Origin of the sequence: Holdemanella biformis DSM 3989 (genome assembly GCF_000156655.1) — a bacterium.
GTDB lineage: Bacteria > Bacillota_I > Bacilli_A > Erysipelotrichales > Erysipelotrichaceae > Holdemanella > Holdemanella biformis.
The window spans coordinates 48360-72092 of sequence record NZ_DS996844.1 but is presented as its reverse complement, the minus strand read 5'-3'; the positions used below and the strand labels follow the sequence as shown (position 1 = coordinate 72092).

The 23733-nt window shown below is 34.2% G+C and carries 22 protein-coding genes and 1 riboswitch; of the genes, 19 read left to right on the top strand and 3 right to left on the bottom strand.

Annotated elements, in window-relative coordinates; all coding sequences use genetic code 11:
• The first annotated feature begins 9 nt into the window (after positions 1 to 9).
• The 16 genes from ftsE (at position 10) to EUBIFOR_RS08300 (ending at position 17572) form a co-directional block, all read left to right on the top strand.
• Positions 10 to 696, top strand: a complete 687-nt coding sequence (gene ftsE / locus EUBIFOR_RS08375; protein WP_003865591.1) for a cell division ATP-binding protein FtsE — start codon at positions 10 to 12, stop codon at positions 694 to 696.
• Positions 693 to 1592, top strand: coding sequence for a permease-like cell division protein FtsX (ftsX, locus tag EUBIFOR_RS08370; RefSeq protein WP_003865590.1), 900 nt, complete (start codon positions 693 to 695; stop codon positions 1590 to 1592). Before ftsE ends, ftsX begins: the two co-directional genes overlap by 4 nt.
• A gap of 97 nt (positions 1593 to 1689) precedes the next feature.
• A complete protein-coding gene (locus tag EUBIFOR_RS08365) occupies positions 1690 to 3105 on the top strand; it encodes a S41 family peptidase (RefSeq protein WP_003865589.1) in 1416 nt (471 codons plus the stop codon).
• 47 nt (positions 3106 to 3152) lie between these two features.
• Complete coding sequence (gene uvrB / locus EUBIFOR_RS08360; protein WP_003865588.1) at positions 3153 to 5126, top strand: excinuclease ABC subunit UvrB; 1974 nt, start codon at positions 3153 to 3155, stop codon at positions 5124 to 5126.
• 1 nt (position 5127) lies between these two features.
• Entirely contained in the window at positions 5128 to 6066 is a 939-nt protein-coding gene (locus EUBIFOR_RS08355; RefSeq protein ID WP_050755965.1) for a PfkB family carbohydrate kinase, read from the top strand.
• A gap of 58 nt (positions 6067 to 6124) precedes the next feature.
• Positions 6125 to 6243, top strand: a riboswitch (FMN riboswitch).
• A 92-nt stretch (positions 6244 to 6335) separates the two neighbouring features.
• Entirely contained in the window at positions 6336 to 6953 is a 618-nt protein-coding gene (locus EUBIFOR_RS08350; RefSeq protein WP_040466393.1) for an ECF transporter S component, read from the top strand.
• 2 nt (positions 6954 to 6955) lie between these two features.
• On the top strand, positions 6956 to 7717 hold the full coding sequence (locus tag EUBIFOR_RS08345) for a creatininase family protein (protein ID WP_003865585.1): 762 nt from the start codon (positions 6956 to 6958) through the stop codon (positions 7715 to 7717).
• A 56-nt stretch (positions 7718 to 7773) separates the two neighbouring features.
• Positions 7774 to 8436, top strand: a complete 663-nt coding sequence (locus tag EUBIFOR_RS08340; RefSeq protein WP_003865584.1) for a LytR/AlgR family response regulator transcription factor — start codon at positions 7774 to 7776, stop codon at positions 8434 to 8436.
• 548 nt (positions 8437 to 8984) lie between these two features.
• Positions 8985 to 10559: a gamma-glutamyltransferase family protein gene (locus tag EUBIFOR_RS08335; RefSeq protein ID WP_040466392.1), complete on the top strand. Its 1575-nt coding sequence runs from the start codon at positions 8985 to 8987 to the stop codon at positions 10557 to 10559.
• A gap of 47 nt (positions 10560 to 10606) precedes the next feature.
• Complete coding sequence (locus tag EUBIFOR_RS08330) at positions 10607 to 11374, top strand: HAD-IIB family hydrolase (RefSeq protein WP_040466391.1); 768 nt, start codon at positions 10607 to 10609, stop codon at positions 11372 to 11374.
• 21 nt (positions 11375 to 11395) lie between these two features.
• Positions 11396 to 12334, top strand: coding sequence for a diadenylate cyclase CdaA (cdaA, locus tag EUBIFOR_RS08325; RefSeq protein WP_003865581.1), 939 nt, complete (start codon positions 11396 to 11398; stop codon positions 12332 to 12334).
• The gene (locus EUBIFOR_RS08320; protein WP_003865580.1) at positions 12318 to 13109 is read left to right on the top strand and encodes a CdaR family protein; all 792 of its coding nucleotides are present in this window, start codon (positions 12318 to 12320) and stop codon (positions 13107 to 13109) included. The genes cdaA and EUBIFOR_RS08320 overlap by 17 nt, the downstream gene beginning before the upstream one ends.
• Entirely contained in the window at positions 13109 to 14443 is a 1335-nt protein-coding gene (glmM, locus tag EUBIFOR_RS08315; protein WP_003865579.1) for a phosphoglucosamine mutase, read from the top strand. Before EUBIFOR_RS08320 ends, glmM begins: the two co-directional genes overlap by 1 nt.
• Positions 14444 to 14458: 15 nt before the next feature.
• A complete protein-coding gene (locus EUBIFOR_RS08310; protein WP_003865578.1) occupies positions 14459 to 15118 on the top strand; it encodes a response regulator transcription factor in 660 nt (219 codons plus the stop codon).
• A 61-nt stretch (positions 15119 to 15179) separates the two neighbouring features.
• Positions 15180 to 16595 (top strand): HAMP domain-containing sensor histidine kinase, encoded by a 1416-nt coding sequence (locus EUBIFOR_RS08305; RefSeq protein ID WP_003865577.1) that lies wholly within the window; start codon positions 15180 to 15182, stop codon positions 16593 to 16595.
• On the top strand, positions 16592 to 17572 hold the full coding sequence (locus tag EUBIFOR_RS08300; RefSeq protein WP_003865576.1) for a Gfo/Idh/MocA family protein: 981 nt from the start codon (positions 16592 to 16594) through the stop codon (positions 17570 to 17572). Before EUBIFOR_RS08305 ends, EUBIFOR_RS08300 begins: the two co-directional genes overlap by 4 nt.
• Here EUBIFOR_RS08300 and yaaA read toward each other — a convergent pair.
• Positions 17567 to 18277: a peroxide stress protein YaaA gene (gene yaaA / locus EUBIFOR_RS08295; RefSeq protein WP_003865575.1), complete on the bottom strand. Its 711-nt coding sequence runs from the start codon at positions 18275 to 18277 to the stop codon at positions 17567 to 17569. The two genes, EUBIFOR_RS08300 and yaaA, sit on opposite strands and share 6 nt — an antisense overlap.
• Positions 18278 to 18317: 40 nt before the next feature.
• On the opposite strand from yaaA, the gene EUBIFOR_RS08290 reads away from it, so the two are divergent.
• Entirely contained in the window at positions 18318 to 19352 is a 1035-nt protein-coding gene (locus EUBIFOR_RS08290; protein ID WP_003865574.1) for a M20/M25/M40 family metallo-hydrolase, read from the top strand.
• 146 nt (positions 19353 to 19498) lie between these two features.
• On the opposite strand, the gene EUBIFOR_RS08285 is transcribed toward EUBIFOR_RS08290, so the two are convergent.
• Both EUBIFOR_RS08285 and nrdI read right to left on the bottom strand, forming a co-directional pair.
• Positions 19499 to 20032: a DUF3793 family protein gene (locus EUBIFOR_RS08285; RefSeq protein ID WP_003865573.1), complete on the bottom strand. Its 534-nt coding sequence runs from the start codon at positions 20030 to 20032 to the stop codon at positions 19499 to 19501.
• Positions 20033 to 20034: 2 nt separating this feature from the next.
• Entirely contained in the window at positions 20035 to 20385 is a 351-nt protein-coding gene (gene nrdI, locus EUBIFOR_RS08280; protein ID WP_003865572.1) for a class Ib ribonucleoside-diphosphate reductase assembly flavoprotein NrdI, read from the bottom strand.
• A 133-nt stretch (positions 20386 to 20518) separates the two neighbouring features.
• On the opposite strand from nrdI, the gene EUBIFOR_RS08275 reads away from it, so the two are divergent.
• Together EUBIFOR_RS08275 and EUBIFOR_RS13455 are read left to right on the top strand one after the other, a co-directional pair.
• Complete coding sequence (locus tag EUBIFOR_RS08275; protein WP_003865571.1) at positions 20519 to 21865, top strand: MATE family efflux transporter; 1347 nt, start codon at positions 20519 to 20521, stop codon at positions 21863 to 21865.
• Between the two features lie 113 nt (positions 21866 to 21978).
• Positions 21979 to 23664 (top strand): ammonium transporter, encoded by a 1686-nt coding sequence (locus tag EUBIFOR_RS13455; protein WP_147587410.1) that lies wholly within the window; start codon positions 21979 to 21981, stop codon positions 23662 to 23664.
• The last annotated feature ends 69 nt before the right edge of the window (positions 23665 to 23733 follow it).

Below are 23733 nucleotides of genomic sequence, written 5' to 3'. Positions count from 1 at the left end.
AGGAACATTATGATTGATTTAAAAGATGTTTCAAAAGCATATCCCAATGGGGTACATGCTTTAAATCATGTAAATTTACATATTGATAAAGGTGAATTTGTGTATGTGATTGGAGCTACTGGTTCAGGAAAGTCAACATTGATCAAAGTGTTAAATGGCGAAATTGTTCCAGATGAAGGAACTGTTATTGTAGGTGGAGTCAATGTAGGTGCATTGAAACATAGAAAAGTTCCATACTACAGACGTAATGTTGGATGTGTTTTTCAAGATTATCGTTTATTACCTAAGCTAACTGTTTATGAAAATATTGCGTTTGCTCTAGAAGTTGTGGGTATGCCACGTAAACAAATTCGAAAACGTGTCATGGAAGTCTTAGATCTTGTAGATTTGAAAGAAAAAGCCAGAAGCTATCCAGATGAATTATCTGGTGGACAACAACAGCGTGTCACAATTGGGCGTGCCATCGCAAATAAGCCAATGGTTTTGATCGCGGATGAGCCTACAGGAAATCTAGATCCAGAAAAAAGTTTAGAAATCATTACTTTGCTTGAAAAAATCAATAAAAAACTTGATACGACGATTATGATGGTTACACATGATAAAGTTTTGGTAGACCGTTTTAAAAAGCGTACGATTATGCTCGATAAAGGATATGTGATTCACGATTCGAATAGAGGTGGGTATAAGAGTCTATGAAAGGGTTAAGAACTTTTTTATATGAACTTAAATATGCCTTTTTACAAATGAAAAGACATATCATGTTATGTTTTTCCGCCATTAGTGCAATTGGTATTACGTTATTATTAATTGGAGCTGTTCTAATTATAGGACTTCATGTGAATTATTTTTCGAATGATGTACAAAAAGATTTAAGCATTCATGTCATATTAAATGAGGATATAAAGGATGAAGCTTCTATGCAAGATATAAATGATAAAATCTCCAAATTAAAAAATGTGGATAAAGTTGAATTTTCATCCAAAGACAATGAATTGGAATTGATGATCAAAGAAAAAGGTTCGGCTTTTAAAGCATATAGAGGAGATTCGAATCCTTTGTCAAATGCGTTCTTTGTTTATCTAAAGGATGCTTCTAACATTCGTAAAACAAGTGCACAAATCAAGAAAATCGATGGCGTAGCGAGTACAGCTTTTGGTGGAGATAGTGTCACTTCTTTAGTTGAAATGTTGAATATGATTCAAAAAATTGGTTTGGGCCTTGTTGCATTGTTGGTCATATTATCCTTATATTTGATCTATAATACGATTCGCACAACAATTGATTCAAGGCAAGATGAAATCATGATCATGCGAACTGTAGGTGCTACAAATGGCTTTATTAGTAATCCGTTTATTGTAGAAGGAATCTTAATTGGATTACTTGGAGCTGTAATTCCGTATTTAATTGTTCATTTTGGATATGAAAAGCTATATACAAGTCTAGGTGGACAATTATTTACACCGATGTTTGCCATGTTTAAACCAAACACAATCCGTTTTCAAGTAGGATTCTCTATCATTCTTGCGGGTGTTTTGATTGGTGGCTTTGCCTCTTTGCTTGCGGCAAGAAAATATTTAAAAATGAAACGATAAAAACCATTGCAGAATAAAAAATTGTTTCGTATACTTTTTGTATAGAATTATTGGGGCGAATGATTCGTCCCATTTTGTTTTAGAGTAGGATGAGTTTATGAGTAAAAAGAGTCAGAAATTATTAATCATATTATTATGTGTCGTATGTTTTGGTGCTGGTGTTAGTGTACCTGTTGTTTTAAATAAAACAACATCAGCCGATAGTAAAGAACGCGAAAAATTTGATACGATCTATTCTATTTTGAATTCGGATTGGTATTATTCAAATAAAGTGAAAAATTTAGATTCCAAATTAATGGAACAAGCCATTACAGGAATGACTACATTGGATAAGGATATTCATACAAACTATTTTAATTTGGAACAGGCCAAAGCCTTCTCAAGCAGTCTTGAAGGAAGCAATGTTGGATTGGGAATTTCCTTTTATTTAAATGAGAATAAAAATTTTGTAGTATCCAATGTATATATTAATTCAACGGCAGATAAAAAGGGCTTAAAACCCAATGATGAAATTATTTCATTAGATGATTTAAAATGTAGTGAAAATGATTCGGATACAATCATTAAATATATTAAGGCGCATGAAGGTAAGAGCGTGAAGACAAAATATCTTCGTGATGGAAAAGAATATACTACAAATTTAATTCCTGGTACTTTTGATTCAACAGTTGTATGCAATATATATGAAGGATATGGAGAAATTATTTTATCGAGTTTCTCAGAAAATAGTGGAAAAGATTTCTCAAAAGCATTGACTCGTCTGCAAGATGCAGGTATCAAGAAATTAGTATTGAATCTACGTAATAATGGTGGTGGCTATTTAAATGCTGCATTAGAAATTTCAAGTTCTTTGATTCCAAAAAAATCAGTTGTATTTACAGAAAAAGATAAGAATGGAAAAGTGACCAAACAAAAGACAAAAGATGAATTCAATCAGGTAAAGATGGAAAAAATTGTTGTTTTACAAAATGAAAATACGGCAAGTGCATCGGAAGTGTTGATTGGTGCTTTAAAAGATAATCTTGGGGATAAAGTAACTACAGTTGGTACAACATCCTATGGTAAAGGTACAGAACAAGTGACGGTACCATTCTCGGATGGAACAAGTTTTAAATATACAATAGCACATTGGTATACGCCAAATGGAACAAGTATTAATAAAAAAGGATTTAAACCAGATACTGAAGTCGAGCTTGGTGAAGCTAAGACAACATCCTATTACAAATTCAAGAAAAAGGATGTTATTAAAAAAGATAGTGTGGATGATAATGCCAAAGCTCTTCAAGTATATCTACAGTATTTAGGATATAATGTTGATCGAACAGATACATATTTTTCGAATACGAGTTCTCAAGGTTTGGCAAATTTTCAACAGGATCATGGCTTAGAAGTAACAGGGGATTGTGACAAAACAACGTGGGATCTTTTGGTGGAAAAAGTATTGTTGAAGATAAATGAAACACCTAGCGATGATGTACAAAGACAAAAAGCAATCGAAGAGGCTCAAAAGTAGGTATAAGCCTACTTTTTGTATATAATGAAGAAGAAGGATGTGAAGCTATGAAAGATCAGTTTGAATTAGTGTCTGAATATAAACCGAGTGGAGATCAGCCAGAAGCGATTAAAGAATTAGTTTCTGGTTTAAAAGAAGATAAAAAGTTTCAAGTATTGTTAGGAGCTACAGGAACTGGAAAAACATTTACCATCTCAAATGTGATTGCTCAAGTCAATCGACCAACCTTGGTGTTTGCACATAATAAAACTTTGGCAGGACAATTATATTCGGAATTTAAAGAATTCTTTCCACACAATCGCGTGGAATATTTTGTATCTTATTTTGATTATTATCAGCCGGAAGCTTATTTGCCAAAAACGGATACGTATATTGATAAAAATACAAAGACCAATGAAGAATTGGATATGCTTAGAATGGCAGCTGTAAATAGTGTCTTAGAAAGAAGAGATACGATTATTGTAGCAAGTGTTGCCTCTATTTATGGTGCAAGCAATCCAGAACAATATCGTCATATGATTTTTACTTTGCGAACTGGACAAATCATAGAAAGAAATGAATTGATGTTGGCATTAGTCCATCAACAATATAAGCGTAATGATACGGATCCATTAAGAGGAACTTTTAGAGTGCGTGGCGATGTCATTGAAATCACACCTGGACATACAGATCGTTACTTGATTCGAATTGAAATGTTTGATGATGAAGTGGAAAGAATATGTGAAGTCGATCCAGTGACAGGACATGTCAACCAGTCTTATCAGTTATATATTATTTATCCAGCTAACGGCTATGCGACAAGTATGGATATCATCAATCATGCAGCAGATACCATTCAAGAAGAATTGGATGAAAGATTAGCCTACTTTGATGAGCAGGGTAAACCATTAGAAAAAGAACGTTTAGAACAACGATGTCGCTATGATATAGAGGCCTTAAGGGAGTTTGGTGTATGTCCAGGTATTGAAAACTATTCAAGGCATATTGATGGCAGAAAACCAGGTGAAAGACCTTATACACTATTTGATTATTTCCCAGACGATTTTTTACTTGTAGTAGATGAAAGCCATGTTTCGTTACCACAAATTCGAGGTATGTATAATGGAGATCGTGCAAGAAAACAAGTATTAGTGGATTATGGATTTAGACTTCCAAGTGCTTTGGATAATCGTCCTTTGCGTTTTAATGAATTTGAAGGATTGATTAAAAATGCCATCTTTGTATCTGCAACACCGGGTGATTACGAATTGGATCAAACGCATGGAGAAATTGTTGAACAAATCATTCGTCCAACAGGATTATTAGATCCTGAAGTCGAAGTGCGTCCTATTGAAGGGCAGATTGATGATTTGGTAGATGAAATCAAGGAGCGTATTGAAAGACATGAAAGAACATTGATCACGACATTGACGGTTCGTATGGCAGAGGATTTAACTTCCTATTTAAAGAATATGGATTTAAAGGTAGCATGGCTACACCATGAAGTTACAACGATTGAACGTACTGAGATCATTCATGATTTACGCCAAGGTAAATATGATGTACTTGTAGGTATCAACTTATTAAGAGAAGGTTTGGATATTCCGGAAGTCAGCTTGATCGCAATATTAGATGCAGATAAAGAAGGCTTTTTAAGATCACGAAGGTCTTTAATTCAGATCATTGGTCGTGCAGCACGTAATGCCAAAGGTAAAGTTATTATGTATGCAGATAAGATAACAGAAAGTATGCAGGAAGCCATGGATGAAACTGCAAGACGTAGATCGATTCAAATGGAATATAATGAAAAACATGGAATTGTTCCAAAGACAATTATTAAACCAATCCATGATGTCGTTCGTTCTAAAGAAACAAAGGAAATGGCGGCTAAGTATTTGAAGAAGAAAAAGTTGCCGGCAAAACAAAAGGAAAAGATGATCAAAGAATTGGAGCAGGAAATGAAAGAGGCAGCTCGTACTTTAGATTTCGAAAGAGCAGCACAATTAAGAGATATCTTATTTGAGATGAAAGGTGAAAAATAACGTGATTCAAAAAAAGAATGGAATTGTCGTAGTAGGTGCGATTTTTGTGGATATTAAAGGCTTTCCACAAGATATATATGTTCCTGACGGGAGAAATGCAGGATATATTGAGTATATTCATGGTGGTGTAGCACGAAATGTTGTAGAAGATATTGCGAATTTAGGTTTAAACTCAACCTTTGTTAGTATTGTTGATAATACGGCATTAGGAGAAGATGTTAAACAGAGATTGCAAAATCGAAATGTGAATACAGATTATATGAAATCTATCGAAAACGGTATGGGTACATGGCTAGCTGTTTTTGATCATAATGGAGAATTAGCGGGTTCAATATCTCATCGCCCGAATTTAATGCCGATCTATTCGATTTTAGAAGAAAATGGAGACGCAATTATTGAAAATAGCGATTCTGTGGTGGCTGAAATAGATATGGACGAGGAAATTGTTGAAAAAGTTGTTTATTTATGTCAAAAACATAATAAAAAATTATTTGGTGTTGTCAGCAATATGAATATTGCGATTGAAAGAAAAGATCTTTTGAAGCAATTTGACTGTTTGATCTGTAATCAATTAGAATCGAGTATTCTTTTTTCAAGAGATTTTAAAGAGATATCAGCAGAAGAATTAAGTCATACATTGATTGATGAACTGCAGCAATCTGAATTTAACTCTTTGATTGTAACACTTGGTGAAGCGGGATCTTTATATGTGAAAAACAATGGTGAAAGTGGCTTTTGTCAGGCTCGTCAAATCGAGGTAAAGGATACAACAGGAGCAGGAGATGCATTTTGTGCTGGGGCAAGTGCTGGACTAACTTATGGTAAGAGTATGCTTGAGGCTATGAAGATAGGTAGTCATTTAGCTAGTTCTGTCATAGCTTCGTGTGAAAATGTATGTCCTTGTTTTTCGCAAGATAAATTTGATATTGTGAAAAAATGAACAAATTAGTTGCATGATGAAAGATTATGTGCTATTTTATTCATGAACATAGATTCAATGAGTTCTTCGGGGCAGGGTGCAATTCCCTACCGGCGGTAAAAGTCCGCGACCCACGCAAGTGGCTGACTTGGTGTGATTCCAAGACCGACAGTATAGTCTGGATGGTAGAAGACACAAAAGTATTTTTTGTATTTTTTTAGACCCCGAGAAGATTTTTCTTGGGGTTTTCCTTTTGGAAGAGCTTATCCGAATCAAAAGGAGGTAAAAAGATGAAAAAATGGAATGTTCAAACAATTGTATTAACGGCGATGCTTGCAGGTCTTGCAGGAGCTTTGATGTCACTGGAATTTTCTTTACCAATGATGCCACCGTTCTACAAGATTGATTTTAGTGATGTACCAAGTATTATTGCCCTATTTAGTTTAGGGCCTGTATCAGCTGCTTTGGTTGAAGTCATTAAATTGGTTGTAAAAGTTGTGACAGTAGGAACAAATACAGCTTATGTAGGTGAACTCGCAAATCTTTTAGGCATTGCCCTGTTTATTTTACCAACATGGTTTGTGTACAAGAAGATGAATAAAACAAGAAAAGCTGTTATTGTTTCTTTAGTAGTTGGAATTCTAATTCGTACCGTATTCGCATGTTTCTGTAATGCATGTATTACTTTGCCATTATATGCAAAGGCCATGGGTATGCCACTTGATTCTGTTGTGCAAATGGTGGGTTCTGTAAATCCAAGTATTAAAGATTTAACTTCATTTATTGCACTTGCGACAATTCCATTTAACTTGATCAAAATCTCAGCTAACTACATCATTGGATATTTTTTGATGGAAAGATTGGCTGCCATTCGTCCAAGTTTTAAATTTATCTACGAGGCAAAATAAGTATGATTTGTAAGTATCAAGAATTAACGCGTTTAGAAATGGAACAAGTTGATCGAGAAAACACAATTGTTTTGATTCCATTAGGCGCATTAGAACAACATGGAAATCAAGCACCACTTGGTACGGATACACTCATTGCCGGTGCAATGTGTGACTATATTGAAAAAGAGTTAAAGGACGAGGACATAAATTTAGTATTGTTTCCAGTTATTCCTGTAGGATTGAGTACAGAACATAAAGACTTTTGTGGATCCATTACTTTTAAACCTATGACTTACTATCATATGTTGTATGACATATGTGAAAGTCTAGCGCATCATGGATTTAAAAAGCTGGCTTTTCTTGTATGTCATGGAGGAAATACACCGATTGCCAATTTAATTTCTAGAGAAGTAAGAAGTGATTTTAAAGTGTATCCATTTGTCTTAAACTCAGGAGCCTTTGATCATCCTGATGTAAAGGCAACGATTTCTAAAGGGAATACATTTGATTTTCATGGTGGAGAAATGGAAACTTCTATGGTCATGGCGATTGATGAAAGTTTAGTTAAATTGGAAACAAGTGAAAAGGGTATTCTTAAAAATACAGCTATGAAAGCCCACTTGTCTTGGCTTGCATCCGATTGGGTAACGGAAGAAGGAAAACCCATTGGGATTGGTGGAAATCCTAGTGGTGCAACTAAAGAAAAGGGAGAAATCATTTTAACAATTAGCGCAAAAGAAATTGTTAAGGATTTGATTTTGATTCGTGATTTTAAAGAATAATATTTTGAAACGGTTTACATTTGATAAAAATGCGTTCACTCTTTATAATTATAAGTATGATAAAAGTAGCCATATTAGAATATGAAAAAGAAACTAAGGACATCGTTTTTCAATTATCTAAATTGTTTATGCATGAGGATTGGTGTTTTCGTCATTACTTAAAGGCGAGTGATCTTGCGAAACGAATGAAGGAAGAAGACTATCAATTGTTTGTGTTTGATGAAATGTTTAAGACGAGTCGAATTGAAAGTGTATTTGTACATGATAATCCCAATGCGATTGTGATTTATGTGTGTGAAAATCCCATTAAAACGCGTGGTGATGATGAAAGAAGTCGTGTGTTTTATATATCAAAGGATAATATCGCAGTTGATATTTCGGCTTATGATCAAATGATTCGTTCACAGTGTATTCAAAGTCATGTCTATGAATTTAATTATGATGGAGTACGTATGAATATTGCGTATGAAGATATTTATTATTTGGAAAAGAATGAAAAGATGGTGTATTTCTATACGAAAAAAGGCGTTTTTCATAAGCGTGATAGTATGAATGCACTTGAAGAAATTTTTAAAGAGTTTGGCTTTTTACGTGTACACGTATCGTATATTGTGAATTCCAAATATATTGTGGCTTGGTACAAAGATGAAGTTGAATTAATAAACAAAGTTTTAATTCCGGTTTCGAGAGGAAAAAAACGAAAAATATCGATGAAATAACCGGTTTTACCAGCTAAAAGGCAAGTTTTACCACTTGCCTTTTCTTTTTGTTTTTCTTGTATATAATGAAAGTGTAAAGAGAAGTAAGAGCAGAGAAAACTTCTCTTAAGACAAAAAGAGAGCGGTGAGAAGATGACAATAACATAGAGTTGAAACGGAATGTTTTAACTATAAAAAGTTGAAGCTATGGAGAGAAGGCTCCAAAAGTTAAGCTAGAAGAATTCTAGAAAAAACATTCAATGGAACTTAACAGGAAAAGGAAATAGGATTTAGATAAAGGGTTTTTATCGAGTGAATAATCACAAAAAGGATAGAGTACTTGAAATGTTAAGAATATCATCCAATCTAAGTCATGGAACTTAAAGATACTCATATATGGTCATACTTGAGAAAATGCTTAAGGAAAATGAATAGAATAAAATCATAATGTGGATGATAAAAAAATTGGATAAGGTAGAAAAGTTATCCGGTTAAAAAAGTGAATAAATAAATCAGAGCAGATGGAATGTCTGCTCTAATTTTTGTATAATGGTCTCGGTGAGAAAGATATGGAAATTGATTATTATAAAAATCCATTCGCATCCAAAAGAATGAATGTGATTGCACGAAATGGAGTTGTTTGCACGGGAAATAATTTGGCTGCGCAAGCTGGTTTGAGAATGCTTTTACAAGGTGGAAATGCCGTAGATGCAGCTATCGCAACAGCTGCTTGTTTAACCGTTGTAGAACCTTGTTCAAATGGTTTAGGATCGGATGGCTTTGCGATTGTGTGGATGAAAGATAAGATGTATGGAATGAATAGTTCAGGCCATTCTCCTTATGCGATTTCAGCTGATCAAATAGATGAAATCCCAAAACGAGGATGGATACCGGTAACGGTTCCTGGAGCTGTAAAAGGATGGAAAGCATTGAGTGAAAGATTTGGTTCTTTACCATTTAAAAAATTATTAGAGCCCGCTATTGATTATGCAAGAAATGGATATCCGGTAAGTGCAGAGATTGCTCGTATGTGGAAAAAAGCATTAAATGCGATTCCAAATAGTGAAGAGTTTAAGGGCTGGTATGAAACTTTTACTTTTGATGGAAAAACACCAGAACCAGGACAGATGATTTGTATGCCAAAACTTGCAGATGCACTTGAAAAGATTGCCGACACAAATACAGATGCTTTATACTATGGAGAATTGGCAAGTCGCATTGATGAGGAATCAAGAAAATTTGGTGGATTTTTGCGTAAGAAAGATTTAGAAGATCACAAGGTGGAATGGGTCGATCCAATTCATGTGAATTACCATGGCTATCAAGTTTGGGAATTACCTCCAAATGGACAGGGAATCGTGGCTTTAATGGCTTTGAATATTTTAAATAATTTCCAATTTAAAACTAGAGATGTAGATTGTATTCATACACAGATGGAAGCTTTAAAAATGGCTTTTGCGGATGCCAAAGAATATGTGACAGATCCAAAATGTATGGAAATGCCTGTTCGTGATTTGATAAGTGTTGAATATGGTAAACAAAGAGCCAATCAAATTAAGCATACGGCTCTACCACCTCGTAAAGATAAACCACATGGTTCAGGGACTGTCTATTTATGCACGGCAGATAAAGGTGGCAATATGGTTTCTTATATACAGTCGAATTATATGGGATTTGGTAGTGGTATTGTCGTAGATGGAGTTTCCTTACAAAATCGTGGGTATGACTTTAGTTTAGATCCAACTCATGTGAATTATTTGATGCCACATAAAAAGACATATCATACAATTATTCCTGGTTTTTTGACAAAAGATAATAAGCCGATAGGCCCATTTGGAGTAATGGGAGGTTATATGCAACCTCAGGGTCATATGCAAGTTGTCACAAACATGATTGATTTTCATTTAAATCCACAGATGGCCTTGGATGCCAAACGATTTCAGTGGATAGAAAATAAGAAGTTTATTTTAGAGCCTGGATTTGATGAGAATATAATTTCTGAACTAAAAAAACGGGGCCATGAAATCGAAATTGAAGAAGAATTAGCTATGTTTGGCCGTGGACAAATCATAGTTCGACTTGAAAATGGAGTCTATATTGCAGGTTGTGAGTCAAGGACGGATAGTAATATTGCTTGTTATTAAAATTATGTGATAAAATCATAGTAAATAGAAAAGTTGAGGAACTAAATATGAAGCTTTTAGCTACAGATTATGATGGTACATTGCGTTATGCACAGGATGTAATGCCAGAAGATTTAAAATCGATTGAAGAATGGAAAAATAAGGGGAATAAATTCGTAATCGTTACGGGTCGTTCTAAAGAATCAATTGATGCGCAAATTAAATTATTTAATTTACCATGTGATTACTTGATTACAAATAATGGTGGTATGGTTTTTGATGAGAATGGAAATGTTTTACTATCAAATTATTTAAATTTTGATGTTTGTGTAGATATTTTACACAACATAAAAAAATTAGATAGCGTAATTAGTTATGTTGTAAATGATGGTATTCATCGCCATCGTATTGTTTTACAGTCTGATGCTGTGGATCATCGCTATCCAAATTTAAAACCAGATGTTACAGAGGCAGAATTGTTAGATATGAGTCATTTTGCACAAATTGTCTTGTCTATGGAAGATACAGATTCAGCTTTAGAAGTTGCTGGCAAGATCAATGATTTGTATTATGAACAAGTTGTTGCATACCCAAATAATTTTGTCGTTGATATTGTACCAAAAGGTATTTCAAAAGCAACGGGTTTAGATTTCTTAATTGCGTATGCCAATATTAATGAAGATGATGTATATACAATTGGTGATGGACATAATGATATTCCATTGATTGAGTTTGGTGTTCATGGATCTGTAATGTCTTGTGCAGATGAAGATGTAAAAGCACATGCGCAAGTAGAGTATGATTCTGTAAGTGATTTAATTTCAAAAAATATGTAAAAAATAAGGGGGGTATTTTAGATGGGTTATACCTTATCTGATATTACATTCCTAATTCGATTATTATTGGATATTTTAGTAGTATGGGGATTGATATATTCTGGACTTAGAATTGTTCGTAATAATTCACGTACAATTCAACTTGTGAAGGGTGTATTGATTATAGTTTTAGTCAAGGCTTTAGCTGTATGGCTAGGCTTAAACGCATTGAACTATTTGATTGAAATGTTTTTGAACTGGGGTGTTGTTGTTATTTTAGTTGTTTTCCAACCAGAAATTCGTGGCATGTTAGAAAAAGTGGGTAAAACAACGGCCATTTTAACAGTGGATGTTTCCGTTTCGCAAATTCAACAAATGATCAATGAATTGGTGGAAGCCTGTTCACAAATGTCAAAATCAAAAACGGGAGCTTTGATTTCTATTGAAAGAACACAGAGTTTGTCCGATTTTATTCGTACAGGGATTGTGATGGATTCTGAGGTTTCAACTGAATTATTAGGAACTATATTTCAGTATGGAACGCCAATGCATGATGGTGCTGTCATTATTCAGGGGAATAAAATAGCATGTGCAGCTGCTTATTTTCCTCCAACCACAAAGGATTTACCAAGTAAGTATGGAGCTAGACATAGAGCGGCTGTAGGAATCAGTGAAATTACAGATTCAATAACAATTATAGTTAGTGAAGAAACAGGTAATATTTCAGTAGCGGTTAATGGACAATTAACGCAATATCCACCAGAAGGATTACAGCGCTACCTAACAAATATGTTAGTACAAAGTTCAAATCAAAATCCTTCTTCGATTCTTGTTCCTATGTTGAATCAAGCTAAATCGATGTCAAAGCGAGCAAAAAAGCAGGAAGAAGATATAAATAAGGATGAGCGTGTTAAAGCAATTGAAATTGTGAATTTAATCGAACAAAAAAAGGAGGGCAGTCAACATGGAATCTCCAAATAAAAAAGGCCCTTCTGTATGGTTTAATGAGTTGCGTGGTTTATTGACTCTGATCTTTCAAAAGGTGAGTAAGTTAGTAGATCGTGTATTGTTTGATAAAAAAGGATCTGTGATTATTTCTTTGGTTTTATCCATTATGATTTGTGTTGTGATCAATTATGAAGATATTAGTTTAAAATTGTTTAATGATACAAGAACTACTGTGGATCTAAGAAATGTAACTGTAGAAGTATTGGCAGATACAGATCAATATGATGTAGCAGGTGTACCGAGTACTGTGGATGTTTCTTTAACAGGAGATGCGACAAGTATTCAGGTATTCCGTTCAAAGGGTAGTGTACAAGTTGTTGCGGATTTGAAAAAATATTCTGAGGGTGAGAATATTATTAATTTAAAGGTAAAAAATTTACCTGAGAAAATTGAAGCGGTGGTTGATCCTGCAACGATTGATGTTACACTTTCGAAAAAAATAACGAAGACATTTACAATTCAACCGGAATTGTTGGTAGGTACAAATCAAAAGGTAAGTGATTTTGAAACGCCTATTCTAGATACAATGACAGTTAAGATTACGGCAAGTCAAAATCAATTGAATTCAATTCGTATTGTCAAAGCGTTGATTGACTGTACGGGTCAGATTCAAGATTTTGAGGCAAATGCGACTTTAGCAGCTTATGATGCCAAAGGAAATCGAGTAAATGTTTCGTTGTCACCGGATACGGTACATGCGAGTGTAAAACTAGCGAAAAACACATCAGATAAGGAGGATTCAGAGTAATGGGTAAGTATTTTGGAACAGATGGGGTTCGTGGAAGAGCAAATGAAGGTTTAACTTTAGATATGTCTATTAAGATTGGACAATATTTAGGGTGGTATTATGGAAAAGAAAAACATGCGAAAATCTTGATTGGTAAAGATACAAGACTGAGTGGAGACATGTTTGAATTAGGTCTTGCAGCAGGTGCTACAAGTATGGGTGCACAAGTTTATTTACTTGGTGTTTGTCCAACTCCAGCAATTTCATATTTAGTTCGTAAAGAACGTTTCGATTGTGGAATTATGGTGAGTGCAAGTCACAATCCATATTATGATAATGGAATTAAATGTTTTAACCATAATGGTGAAAAGATGGAAGAAGAATTACTTCTTGAAGTTGAAAAATATATGGATGGTTTAACAGACTTAGATTTAGTTACAGGAGATCATATTGGAGAATATTTCGAATGGGAAGATGGACTAGAAATCTATATGAGTTGGTTAAAAGAATGTGTTCCTGTTGATTTATCAGGAATGAAGATTCTTTGTGACTTGGCAAATGGTTCTGCCACAAGTACAGTTGTTGAAACATTAGATTCATTAGGAGCTACTGTAGAGGCCATCAGCAATTCACCAAATGGTATCAATATCAACAATAAGTGTGGATCCACACATCCTGAAGCTTTACAAAGAATGATGCGTGAAGGAGATTATGATATTGGTTTGGCATTTGATGGGGATGCCGATCGTTTGATCATGGTTAACTCGGATGGCGAATTGTGTGATGGAGATTACATCCTATACATCTGTTCTCGTTACATGAAATCTGTTAATCGTTTAAATAAGAATATGGTTGTTACTACAGTTATGGCTAATTTAGGTTTATATAAGGCTTTAGATGCGAATAAGATTGACTATATTCAAACAGCAGTTGGTGATAAGTATGTGTTTGAAGAAATGCAGAAAAATGATTACTATATTGGTGGAGAACAAAGTGGACATATTATTTTCTTAGAACATGAAGTAACTGGGGATGGTTTAATGACGGCTTTAAAGATTTTAGAAATCATGAAGGCTACTGGTAAATCATTACAAGAATTGAGTGAAGGATTATTTATTTATCCTCAATTGTTGAAAAATGTAACAGTTAAAGATAAAAATGCATGTTTAGAAAGTAAAGAGTTACAAGAAGTAGTGGATTCAGTAGCACAAGATTTAGGTGATGAAGGACGTATCTTAGTTCGTCCAAGTGGTACCGAACCATTGATTCGTGTCATGGTAGAAGCTAAAACAGATGAATTGTGTGCTGAATATGTAAAGCGTGTTACAGATTTTTTAGAAGCAAATAATTTTTAGAAAGAGGGTGACCCTATGAAAAGAGTCATAAACATTGTTGAAGATGAAAAAGACATCAATAATTTAGTTGCCCAATATTTACGTAAAGAAGGATATGAAGTTCATTCATATTATACATATGAAGAAGCGAGTGCTCATGTCGTAGATGATGATGTGCATTTGTGGATCTTGGATATTATGTTGGATGATAAATCTGGATTTGATTTGATTGAAGAAATTCGTCTACAAGGACCAGAAACGCCTGTTATCTTTATGTCTGCGCGTGATAAAGAATTTGATCGTATTATTGGTTTAGAAAAAGGTTGTGATGACTATATCACAAAACCATTTTCACCAAAGGAACTTGTATTAAGAGTTAACAATATTATCAAGCGTGCATATCGTGATGACAATAATCGTATTAGTATTGATGGTTATGAATTGGATGAAGAACAAAGAAAGATCTATGCGGATAATGTGGAAATTGAATTAACGACAAAAGAATTTGATTTGTTGATGATGTTTATTAAAAATAAAGGAATCGCATTCTCTCGTGATAAGATTTTAGAAAATGTTTGGGATGAAAACTATTTCGGTAGTGATCGAGTTGTAGATGATACTTTGCGTCGTTTACGTAAAAAACTTCCAAATCTAAATATTCATACAATCTATGGATATGGATATCGTTTAGGGTGATACAAATGTATCCCCTTTTCTTTTTCTTATGGTAAAATGATAGTGATGAGGTGATATTTTTATGAAGGGACCTTCTTTTTATTTTCAAAAAATGTCATTAACACGACAAATTCTTTCGATTATTTTGACGGTTTTGATGTTTTTTATCATGTTTTTCTTTGTGTTCGTCAGTGATAATATTGATCGAACCATTACGAAACAAATGTATGAGTTGATTCTAAATCGCCAAACCCCGATTGTTGGTTTAGTGGATTCAAAACAAAACAATAGTTTAGATGATATTTATGCTTTCTTAGCAAGTGATAGTGTTCAGACAAATTGTCTAATTCAAAATGATGAAATGAATGTGATCTCAAACCAGAATTCAAATCGAAAACCGGTCAATCATAAGGTGTATGAATATTTATTAGAACAATCGAAAGATATGGATTCTAAGACAAATAATGTTTTACAAGGAACATTTACAGTCGCAAATTCAAAATATTATTATCGTATGATCTGTTGTCATGATGATATTATTTTGGCAAGTTTTATGGATGATACATATGCGACACAATTTAGAGATTCATTAATTGATTCAACAGTGTATGTTATTGTGATTGCGTTTATGATCGTATTCTTGATTATTCTAATGTGGGTATTCTCTATTATTCATCCTTTGAATTTAATTCGAAATTATATTGAACAAATCAAGGATGGTAAAGAAGTTGAGCTTCATTTAAATCGAAATGATGAAATAGGTGAAATGGCAACTGCGATTGTGAAGATGAATGATGAATTAAAGAAACAGGATAAAGCCAAAGAAGATATGATTCATAATATTTCGCATGATTTAAAAACGCCGATTGCGACAATTAAATCCTATGCAGAATCTATTAAAGATGGAATCTATCCTTATGGAACACTTGAAAGTAGTGTTGATGTCATTTTGGACAATGCACAACGCCTTGAGAACAAAGTACATTCCTTGTTATATATGAATCGTGTTGAATATTTAGTGGCTAGTGATGCCGAGGGTGTAGTCACAAATATGAAGGATGTTGTGGAGCAGGTTGTATTGAATGCGGCTGTGATTCGTCCGGAAATTCAAGTGATCACAGATGTTGAGGAAGTTTTCTTTGATGGTTTGATTGAAGCATGGCGCGTAGCCATTGAGAACATTATGGAAAATGCCTTCCGGTATGCGAAATCGTATATTAAGATTGAAGTAAGAGAAGACTGGCTATGTATTAGTAATGATGGTCCGAAAATGCCAGAGGATAGAATTCAATCTTTATTTAGGCCTTATGAAAAAGGGGAAGGTGGTCGATTTGGACTTGGATTATCAATAGTTTCTAAAGTTTGTAAGGCCAATCACTATATTGTTAAGGGCGAAAATAGTGAAGATGGTGTTCGTTTTATCATTTATCGAAAGGTGAAAAAACAAAGAAAGAAAAAAGAAAAAGCTTGGGTAAAAAATAAAGGAGAAAAAGCATGATGAACGTTGCGACAATTGGATCTGGTGTTATTGTAGATCGTATGATCGAAGCTATGCGTTTAGATGGACGATACAATTTGTATTGCGTTTATTCTAGAACGCAAGAAAGAGCGAAAGAATTTGCTGATAAACATGGCATTCAAAAGTATTACACGGATATGGAAGAAATGTTGAACGATGAAAATGTGGATATTGTCTATGTGGCAAGTCCTAATTCATTGCATTATAAACAATCAAAAATGGCTTTGGAACACAAGAAGTATGTTATTAATGAGAAGCCTTTTACACCGACTTTAAAGGAGTGTAATGAACTATTTGAAATTGCTAAAAAGAATGGTGTTTATATTTTTGAAGCCATCACAAATGTGCATCTTCCAAATTATCAAATTATTAAGGAAAATCTATCAAATTGTGGAGATATTAAGATGGTACAATGCAACTTCTCGCAATATTCATCAAAATATCAAAGATATAAAGATCATATTCAAACGAATGCTTTTGATCCAAACTTTAATGGTGGAGCACTGATGGATATCAATGTATATAATCTTCATTTTGTGACGGGATTATTTGGTAAACCGAAAGATGTTCATTATTTTAAGAATGTTGGATATAATGGCATTGATACAAGTGGAATTGTTATTATGGAATATCCAGATTTTATCGCAACTTGTACAGGGGCAAAAGATTGTTCAAGTCCTTATACTGTATATCTACAAGGGGATCAGGGAACATTGATTGTTTCTGGTGCAAGTAGTGGTGTGTGTAAAGATGTTTTCTTTGATGCTCCAAAGAAGGATCAAATCGGTAAAAAGGCAGTGGACACAAAAGAAAAAATCAGTATTGAACAGCCGAATCACATGTTGTATGAGTGTAAAGATTTTATGGATATCATCTTGAATAAAGATGATAAGGCATATACAACATATAAGGAACAAACGCAAATGGTTGTCGAATTATTAGAAAAGCTATCATGACGATAGCTTTTTTTGAAATATGTACAATTTTTCTGTACTTTGACTCGCATCAAAAACATAATCAAGCTCATTAAAGCTAGTAATATCTTTAATGTGTTCAATCTTGTTTTCAGCAAGATAGCGAACCATGGCCCCTCTAGCCATCTTGGCATACACTCCTTTTTCTTTACCATTTTCTTCGATAAAACGAACATCCACTAATGGTTTATATTTTCGAATGATTTTGGCATATTCTTCACTCGCAAGATTTAATATTGGTTCATCGACTTGTTTGGCAAGATCCTCTTTCCAAAAGTCATATAAAGAGAATGGGCATTTTGTCTGCATTTCTAAACGATAGGGCGTTATCGCATCTAACGGTCTTAACAATCCATAGAAACCGGAAAGAATATAAAGATGTTCTTGAATATATTTCATTTGATCATCTGTAAATACATGAGGAGCCATATATTGATATTGAATGCCGGAATAAGAAAGTATGGCAGGTGTACAATTTTTGTCTAGACTCATATTTTGAAATTGTTCAAATGTAGTTTTGGCAATCGTATCGGAACATTTTAAATATGATTTTAATTCTTCATAATCCAAACATTGAAGGTGATGTAAAAGTTTTGTTGTTTTTAATAGAAATAAAGGGGTTGTACATTGTATAACAACATCATCGATTATTTTCATCTTTTTGGCGGGAGATATAATTATTTTCATACAACTATTGTATAATAACTTTTAAGAAAAGGAAGTGAAGATGATGTTAAAAACAGAAGAAATGTTAAAAAATCTAGAGGATTTGATCAATACGCCAAGTGTTGTTGGTTTCTATCCTGAAATTCATAAAAAATTAAGTGAAATGGTTGGAAATCTAGGATATGAGCTTGAATTTGATAATAAGCGAACTGCTTATGTTCGCATACCAGGTAAAGATTCAAGTAAGACAGTATGTGTAGGTGCACATTTGGATACGATTGGTTTGCAAGTTCGGCATGTGATGGAAAATGGATGGATCGAAGTGAAAAACTTGGGTGGAGTCAATTTTCATAATATTGAAGGTGAAAATGTATATATTCATACACGTAGTGGTAAAACATATGAGGGTATGGTGATTTGTAAGTCACATTCTACTCATGTGTTTGATGATGCGAGAAGTCGTGAACGTGATATGTTTAATGAAGCCATCTTGCTAGATGAAGACGTAAGTTGTGCTAAGGATGTGTATGATTTAGGTATCGAGCATGGGGATTTGATTAGTGTCGAACCACGTTTTAAACGTACTGAATCTGGCTTTGTTAAATCACGTCATATTGATGATAAAGCTATGGTTGCAGCTGTGATTGAAGTATTGCGTCAATTAAAAGAAGAAAATTTGACACCTTTTTATAATACATTATTTGCATTTCCTATCTTTGAGGAGATTGGGCATGGTGGTTCCTATGTTCCTAGTGAAGTAAGTGAATATGTTGCGTTGGATATTGGTTTGATTGGTCCGGATAATCATGGTTCGGAAAAGAAAGTATCGATTGGAGCGAGTGATAATTATTCTCCTTATGATTGGGAATTGACTACAAAGTTAATTAATCTGGCAAAGGAAAATAATGTCCATTATTGCGTGGACACGTATTATCGTTTCGGTTCAGATGCCACAGCGGCTATTCGTGCAGAAAACAACGTTACGCCTGCGGTATTTGGCGTTGGTTGTATGAATTCACATGGCTATGAAAGAACGAGTATACAAGCCATTGAGGATTGTGTAAAACTAACCAAGGCTTATGTTTTAAGTGAATAATAAAAGAAGGATATCGATTTTTTTCGATATCCTTTCTTTTGGTTATTATTTAATGTGAAATGATATTTATAACCATACATATAATATACCATCTATAATTAAATTATTAGACCAATATCACGAAATTGGTCGATAGAAACAAAATATTAAATAATTTGGGATAATTCATATCCATTATGAATTTCATTTAACATTTGTTCTTTCGCTTGTTTGAATACATCAAATTGTTTCTTTGCTTCATTTACGTTTTGATACACCTTCCAATCGCCAACTAAGTAGTATGGTTTATGTTCAATAAATCCAATTACGTCATCTAATGGATATCCTAGAAATACACCTATTTCATGAGGAAAGTTTTTTGTGTTAAGTCTTTTTTTGAGTTCTTGTATACACAGTTCAAAAGTATTTGGATATTGATAGGATTTTAAAAAGTTTTGAACTGCATTTGAGGAAATATAGTCTTTAAGTTTGGAATTGTATACATAAATGGTGTATTGAGATTCTTGTTCTATAAGAATAAAATAGATTCCTTTAGAATTGAATTGTTGATTATAGTGTTTGATCAATAATCGAATACTATCATCGTCTTTTGGAAGGTGAAACATATTGGCATATTTATATTGCTTCAAGGTTGGAGCACAATAATTTGCCAATAAAGATTCAAAACGTTGCTTTGGCATAATTAAGCTCCAATCACTTTTTTGATGTTTTCAATATCTTCTGGTGTACCCGAATTTTCTACTTTATATAGAATTTCACAACCATAGTCATCACTGATTTTATCTGCGGCTTGACAATAAGCATCACCATAACCTGTATCACCAGAACAAACTACGCCTTGAATCAAGGTACCATTGGCCATTAAGAAGCTTTCTACTTCTGCAGGAACATCGCCATATCCATCTGTATATGTAAATAAGATGTATGGTTCATCCATGTTTTCAGATCCATCATCAATGCGAAGAGCATCGATACCTAACGAATTCACAATTTCTTCGACATTGCCAGTACGGCTTGCGTATGCATATTTCATATGGGTTACCTCCTTAATAGTTAGTCTTATCTAACTGGCTATAGTATATACCATAATTAGTTAGTTGTAAATAACTTTGTTGGAAAAAAATTATCTTATGATATACTGTTTCTGTTTGACAGGAGAGTGTTTTATGAAAGTAACAGATATGACGAAGGGAAATGAATTAAAACTAATTATTTTGTTTTCTCTACCTTTAATGTTAGGAAATATATTTCAACAACTCTATACAGTGTGCGATACAATCATTGTTTCTAGACATTTAGGCGTCAAGGCGTTAGCGGCTATTGGATGTTGTGATTGGCTTACTTGGATGGGAATAGCTGTAGTAACTGGGCTTGCCCAAGGCTTTTCAATTCCTGTTTCCCATGCATTTGGTACACATGATAAGAGTAATGTTCAAAAGTGTATTTCAGCTTTAGTTGTCAATGCGATCATATCGACTGTAGTTTTATTAGCTATTATTTATCCATTATTACCAAGAATTCTTGTTTTATTAAAAACACCAGCCGATATTATGGATCGTGCACTGGCCTATACGCACGTAATTTATATAGGTTTATTTGCGACTATGTTCTATAATGCGTTGGCAAGTATTTTACGTGCTTTTGGAAATTCAAAAACACCATTGCATGCCATGATCATTGCCAGTATTTGTAATGTTGGTTTAGATGTATTGTTTGTCATGGGACTTGAGTGGGGCATTATTGGAGCAGGTGTTGCAACAGTGATTGCACAAATTCTAGCTGGATGTTTCTGTTTATATCATGTATTAAAGTTAAAGGAATATATGCCAAATTCAATTTGTAGAGATTTGTCGTATTATATGAACCAGTTTAGATTGGGTATTCCTATGGCTTTACAGAATGTTTTAATTGCGATTGGTGGCATGGTTTTAACAAGTGCTGTAAATCGATATGGAACATATTTCCTTGCAGGCTTTACGGCTATGAATAAATTATATGGAGTGCTTGAAATTTCGGCTGTTTCTTATGGATATGCCATGGTTACATATACGGGACAAAACTATGGCGCAAAAAGATATGATCGTATTAAGAGCGGTGTAAAAAAAGTTGTGTTACTATCTTTAGCCACTTCCATTTTGATTTCGATAATACTATGGTTCTTTGGGCCACTGTTCCTTTCTTGTTTTATTTCAAATACAAGCCAAGGTGCTAAAGAGGCGATGACATACGGATTAACTTTCTTAAGGTGTTTAACCATTTTCCTTCCAATTTTATATATGTTGCACGCATATCGCTCTACAATTCAAGGTTTATCGAATGCTTTTATTCCGATGGTGTCGGGATTATTTGAATTATTGATGCGAATTTCAGGCGCTTTAGTTTTACCTATCTTTTTTGGTAAATCTGGATTATATCCGGTAGAAGTATTGGCATGGGTTGGTGCTGTTGTCATTTTGATTCCGAATTATTATCATATGGAAAGAAATTTTCAAAATGTTTCAGAAAACAGTTGACAAACTGTTTCATGGAGAATAAAATACGTACATACATAAGGCAAAGGCGCTTATAGTTCATAAAATGCATGGACTGTAAATGCCTTTTTTCTTTGTGTAAGGGAGGAAATATTATGGAGAAGATTTTAACAGAGGTATTTGGAATATGGTATCTGATTGGAGCTGCCTTTGTATTCTTTATGCAGGCAGGATTTGCGATGGTAGAAGCCGGATTTACAAGAGCCAAGAATGCCGGTAACATTATTATGAAAAACTTGATGGATTTCTGTTTAGGAACTGTCGCATTCTTGATTATTGGTTATAGTCTATTGATGGGACATGATTTTGCAGGATTAATTGGCTGGGGAGAAAGTCCATTGACAAACTTTGCCGGAACAAACTGGTCAAGTTTCACATTTAACTTAGTATTCTGTGCAACAGCTGCAACGATTGTTTCTGGAGCTATGGCTGAAAGAACTAAATTTATTTCGTATTGTATTTATAGTTTTGTGATTAGCTTGATCGTATATCCAATTGAAGCACACTGGGTATGGGGCGGTGGATGGCTAGGTAGTCTTGGCTTCCATGATTTTGCCGGTAGTGCTGCCATTCACTATGTTGGTGGTTTAACGGCTTTAATTGGTGCATGGATGTTAGGTCCAAGAATTGGTAAGTTTGATAAAGATGGATCTCCACGAGGAATTCCAGGTCACAGCTTAACAATTGGTGCATTAGGAGTCTTTATCTTATGGTTTGGCTGGTATGGATTTAATGGTGCAGCTGCTACAAATGGTATTCAGTTAGCTACAATTTTTGCGACAACTACTGTTGCTCCTGCTGTTGCGACATGTACAGTTATGTTGATTACTTGGATTAAATATGGAAAACCAGATGTTGCGATGTGTTTAAATGGATCCTTAGCTGGTTTAGTTGCGATTACTGCTGGATGTGATGCCGTAAACGTATTTGGATCATTTGTGATTGGTATCTTATCTGGATGTATGGTTTGTTTCATTGTATGGTTGTTGGATTATAAATTGAAAGTAGATGATCCAGTAGGTGCTGTGGCTGTACACTTTGGCAATGGTGTATTAGGAACAATTTGTGTTGGATTATTTGCGTGTGGTACAGATACAATGCCTGAAGCACAAGGCTTATTCTATGGTGGAGGATTCCATTTATTAGGTGTTCAATTATTAGGATTGTTGGCAATTGGTGCATGGACTGCAGTAACGATGTGTATTACTTTCTTTATTATCAAAAAAACAGTTGGATTACGTGTAAGGGCACATGAAGAAATTGTTGGTCTTGATAAAATGGAGCATGGATTGGAAAGTGCATATGCTGGTTTTGCCTTAGAAGCCGATGTTCCTGGTGATTATTTAGAAACTGTACAAGATTCTAGTTACACTCCAAGTGTGGATGTGGAGGATGCTGTACCTACAAAAGTCATTCATAGTGATGGTTCTATTTCTAAGGTTGTCATCATTACTAAAGCTGAGAAATTCGATAAGATCAAGACTGCATTAAATGAAATTGGCATTGGTGGTATGACGGTTACGAAAGTATCTGGTTGTGGTGTGCAAAAGGGTCAGACAAGTTACTATCGTGGTGCAAAAGTAAATATGGAATTGCTTCCTAAATTAAAAGTTGAAGTCGTTGTGAGCGAAGTACCTGTAGCTGATGTTGTAAAAGCAGCTAAAAAGGCTTTGTATACTGGAAATATTGGGGATGGAAAAATCTTTGTCTACGATGTTGTTGATGTTATTCGTATTTCAACATCTGCTCGTGGTAAAGATGCATTAAAATATGAAGAATAATATATGTCGTGGCTTGTAAAATTGCTCTTTTCTCTTATTCATTACAAGCCATAAGAAAAGGATCGAAAA

What these genes read in the sequence shown, in the direction of transcription:
- ftsE (WP_003865591.1), top strand. Translation starts at nt 10, where the DNA reads ATGATTGATTTAAAAGATGTTTCAAAAGCATATCCCAATGGGGTACAT.
- ftsX (WP_003865590.1), top strand. Translation starts at nt 693, where the DNA reads ATGAAAGGGTTAAGAACTTTTTTATATGAACTTAAATATGCCTTTTTA.
- EUBIFOR_RS08365 (WP_003865589.1), top strand. Translation starts at nt 1,690, where the DNA reads ATGAGTAAAAAGAGTCAGAAATTATTAATCATATTATTATGTGTCGTA.
- uvrB (WP_003865588.1), top strand. Translation starts at nt 3,153, where the DNA reads ATGAAAGATCAGTTTGAATTAGTGTCTGAATATAAACCGAGTGGAGAT.
- EUBIFOR_RS08350 (WP_040466393.1), top strand. Translation starts at nt 6,336, where the DNA reads ATGAAAAAATGGAATGTTCAAACAATTGTATTAACGGCGATGCTTGCA.
- EUBIFOR_RS08345 (WP_003865585.1), top strand. Translation starts at nt 6,956, where the DNA reads ATGATTTGTAAGTATCAAGAATTAACGCGTTTAGAAATGGAACAAGTT.
- EUBIFOR_RS08340 (WP_003865584.1), top strand. Translation starts at nt 7,774, where the DNA reads ATGATAAAAGTAGCCATATTAGAATATGAAAAAGAAACTAAGGACATC.
- EUBIFOR_RS08335 (WP_040466392.1), top strand. Translation starts at nt 8,985, where the DNA reads ATGGAAATTGATTATTATAAAAATCCATTCGCATCCAAAAGAATGAAT.
- EUBIFOR_RS08330 (WP_040466391.1), top strand. Translation starts at nt 10,607, where the DNA reads ATGAAGCTTTTAGCTACAGATTATGATGGTACATTGCGTTATGCACAG.
- cdaA (WP_003865581.1), top strand. Translation starts at nt 11,396, where the DNA reads ATGGGTTATACCTTATCTGATATTACATTCCTAATTCGATTATTATTG.
- EUBIFOR_RS08320 (WP_003865580.1), top strand. Translation starts at nt 12,318, where the DNA reads ATGGAATCTCCAAATAAAAAAGGCCCTTCTGTATGGTTTAATGAGTTG.
- glmM (WP_003865579.1), top strand. Translation starts at nt 13,109, where the DNA reads ATGGGTAAGTATTTTGGAACAGATGGGGTTCGTGGAAGAGCAAATGAA.
- EUBIFOR_RS08310 (WP_003865578.1), top strand. Translation starts at nt 14,459, where the DNA reads ATGAAAAGAGTCATAAACATTGTTGAAGATGAAAAAGACATCAATAAT.
- EUBIFOR_RS08305 (WP_003865577.1), top strand. Translation starts at nt 15,180, where the DNA reads ATGAAGGGACCTTCTTTTTATTTTCAAAAAATGTCATTAACACGACAA.
- EUBIFOR_RS08300 (WP_003865576.1), top strand. Translation starts at nt 16,592, where the DNA reads ATGATGAACGTTGCGACAATTGGATCTGGTGTTATTGTAGATCGTATG.
- yaaA (WP_003865575.1), bottom strand. Translation starts at nt 18,277, where the DNA reads ATGAAAATAATTATATCTCCCGCCAAAAAGATGAAAATAATCGATGAT.
- EUBIFOR_RS08290 (WP_003865574.1), top strand. Translation starts at nt 18,318, where the DNA reads ATGATGTTAAAAACAGAAGAAATGTTAAAAAATCTAGAGGATTTGATC.
- EUBIFOR_RS08285 (WP_003865573.1), bottom strand. Translation starts at nt 20,032, where the DNA reads ATGCCAAAGCAACGTTTTGAATCTTTATTGGCAAATTATTGTGCTCCA.
- nrdI (WP_003865572.1), bottom strand. Translation starts at nt 20,385, where the DNA reads ATGAAATATGCATACGCAAGCCGTACTGGCAATGTCGAAGAAATTGTG.
- EUBIFOR_RS08275 (WP_003865571.1), top strand. Translation starts at nt 20,519, where the DNA reads ATGAAAGTAACAGATATGACGAAGGGAAATGAATTAAAACTAATTATT.
- EUBIFOR_RS13455 (WP_147587410.1), top strand. Translation starts at nt 21,979, where the DNA reads ATGGAGAAGATTTTAACAGAGGTATTTGGAATATGGTATCTGATTGGA.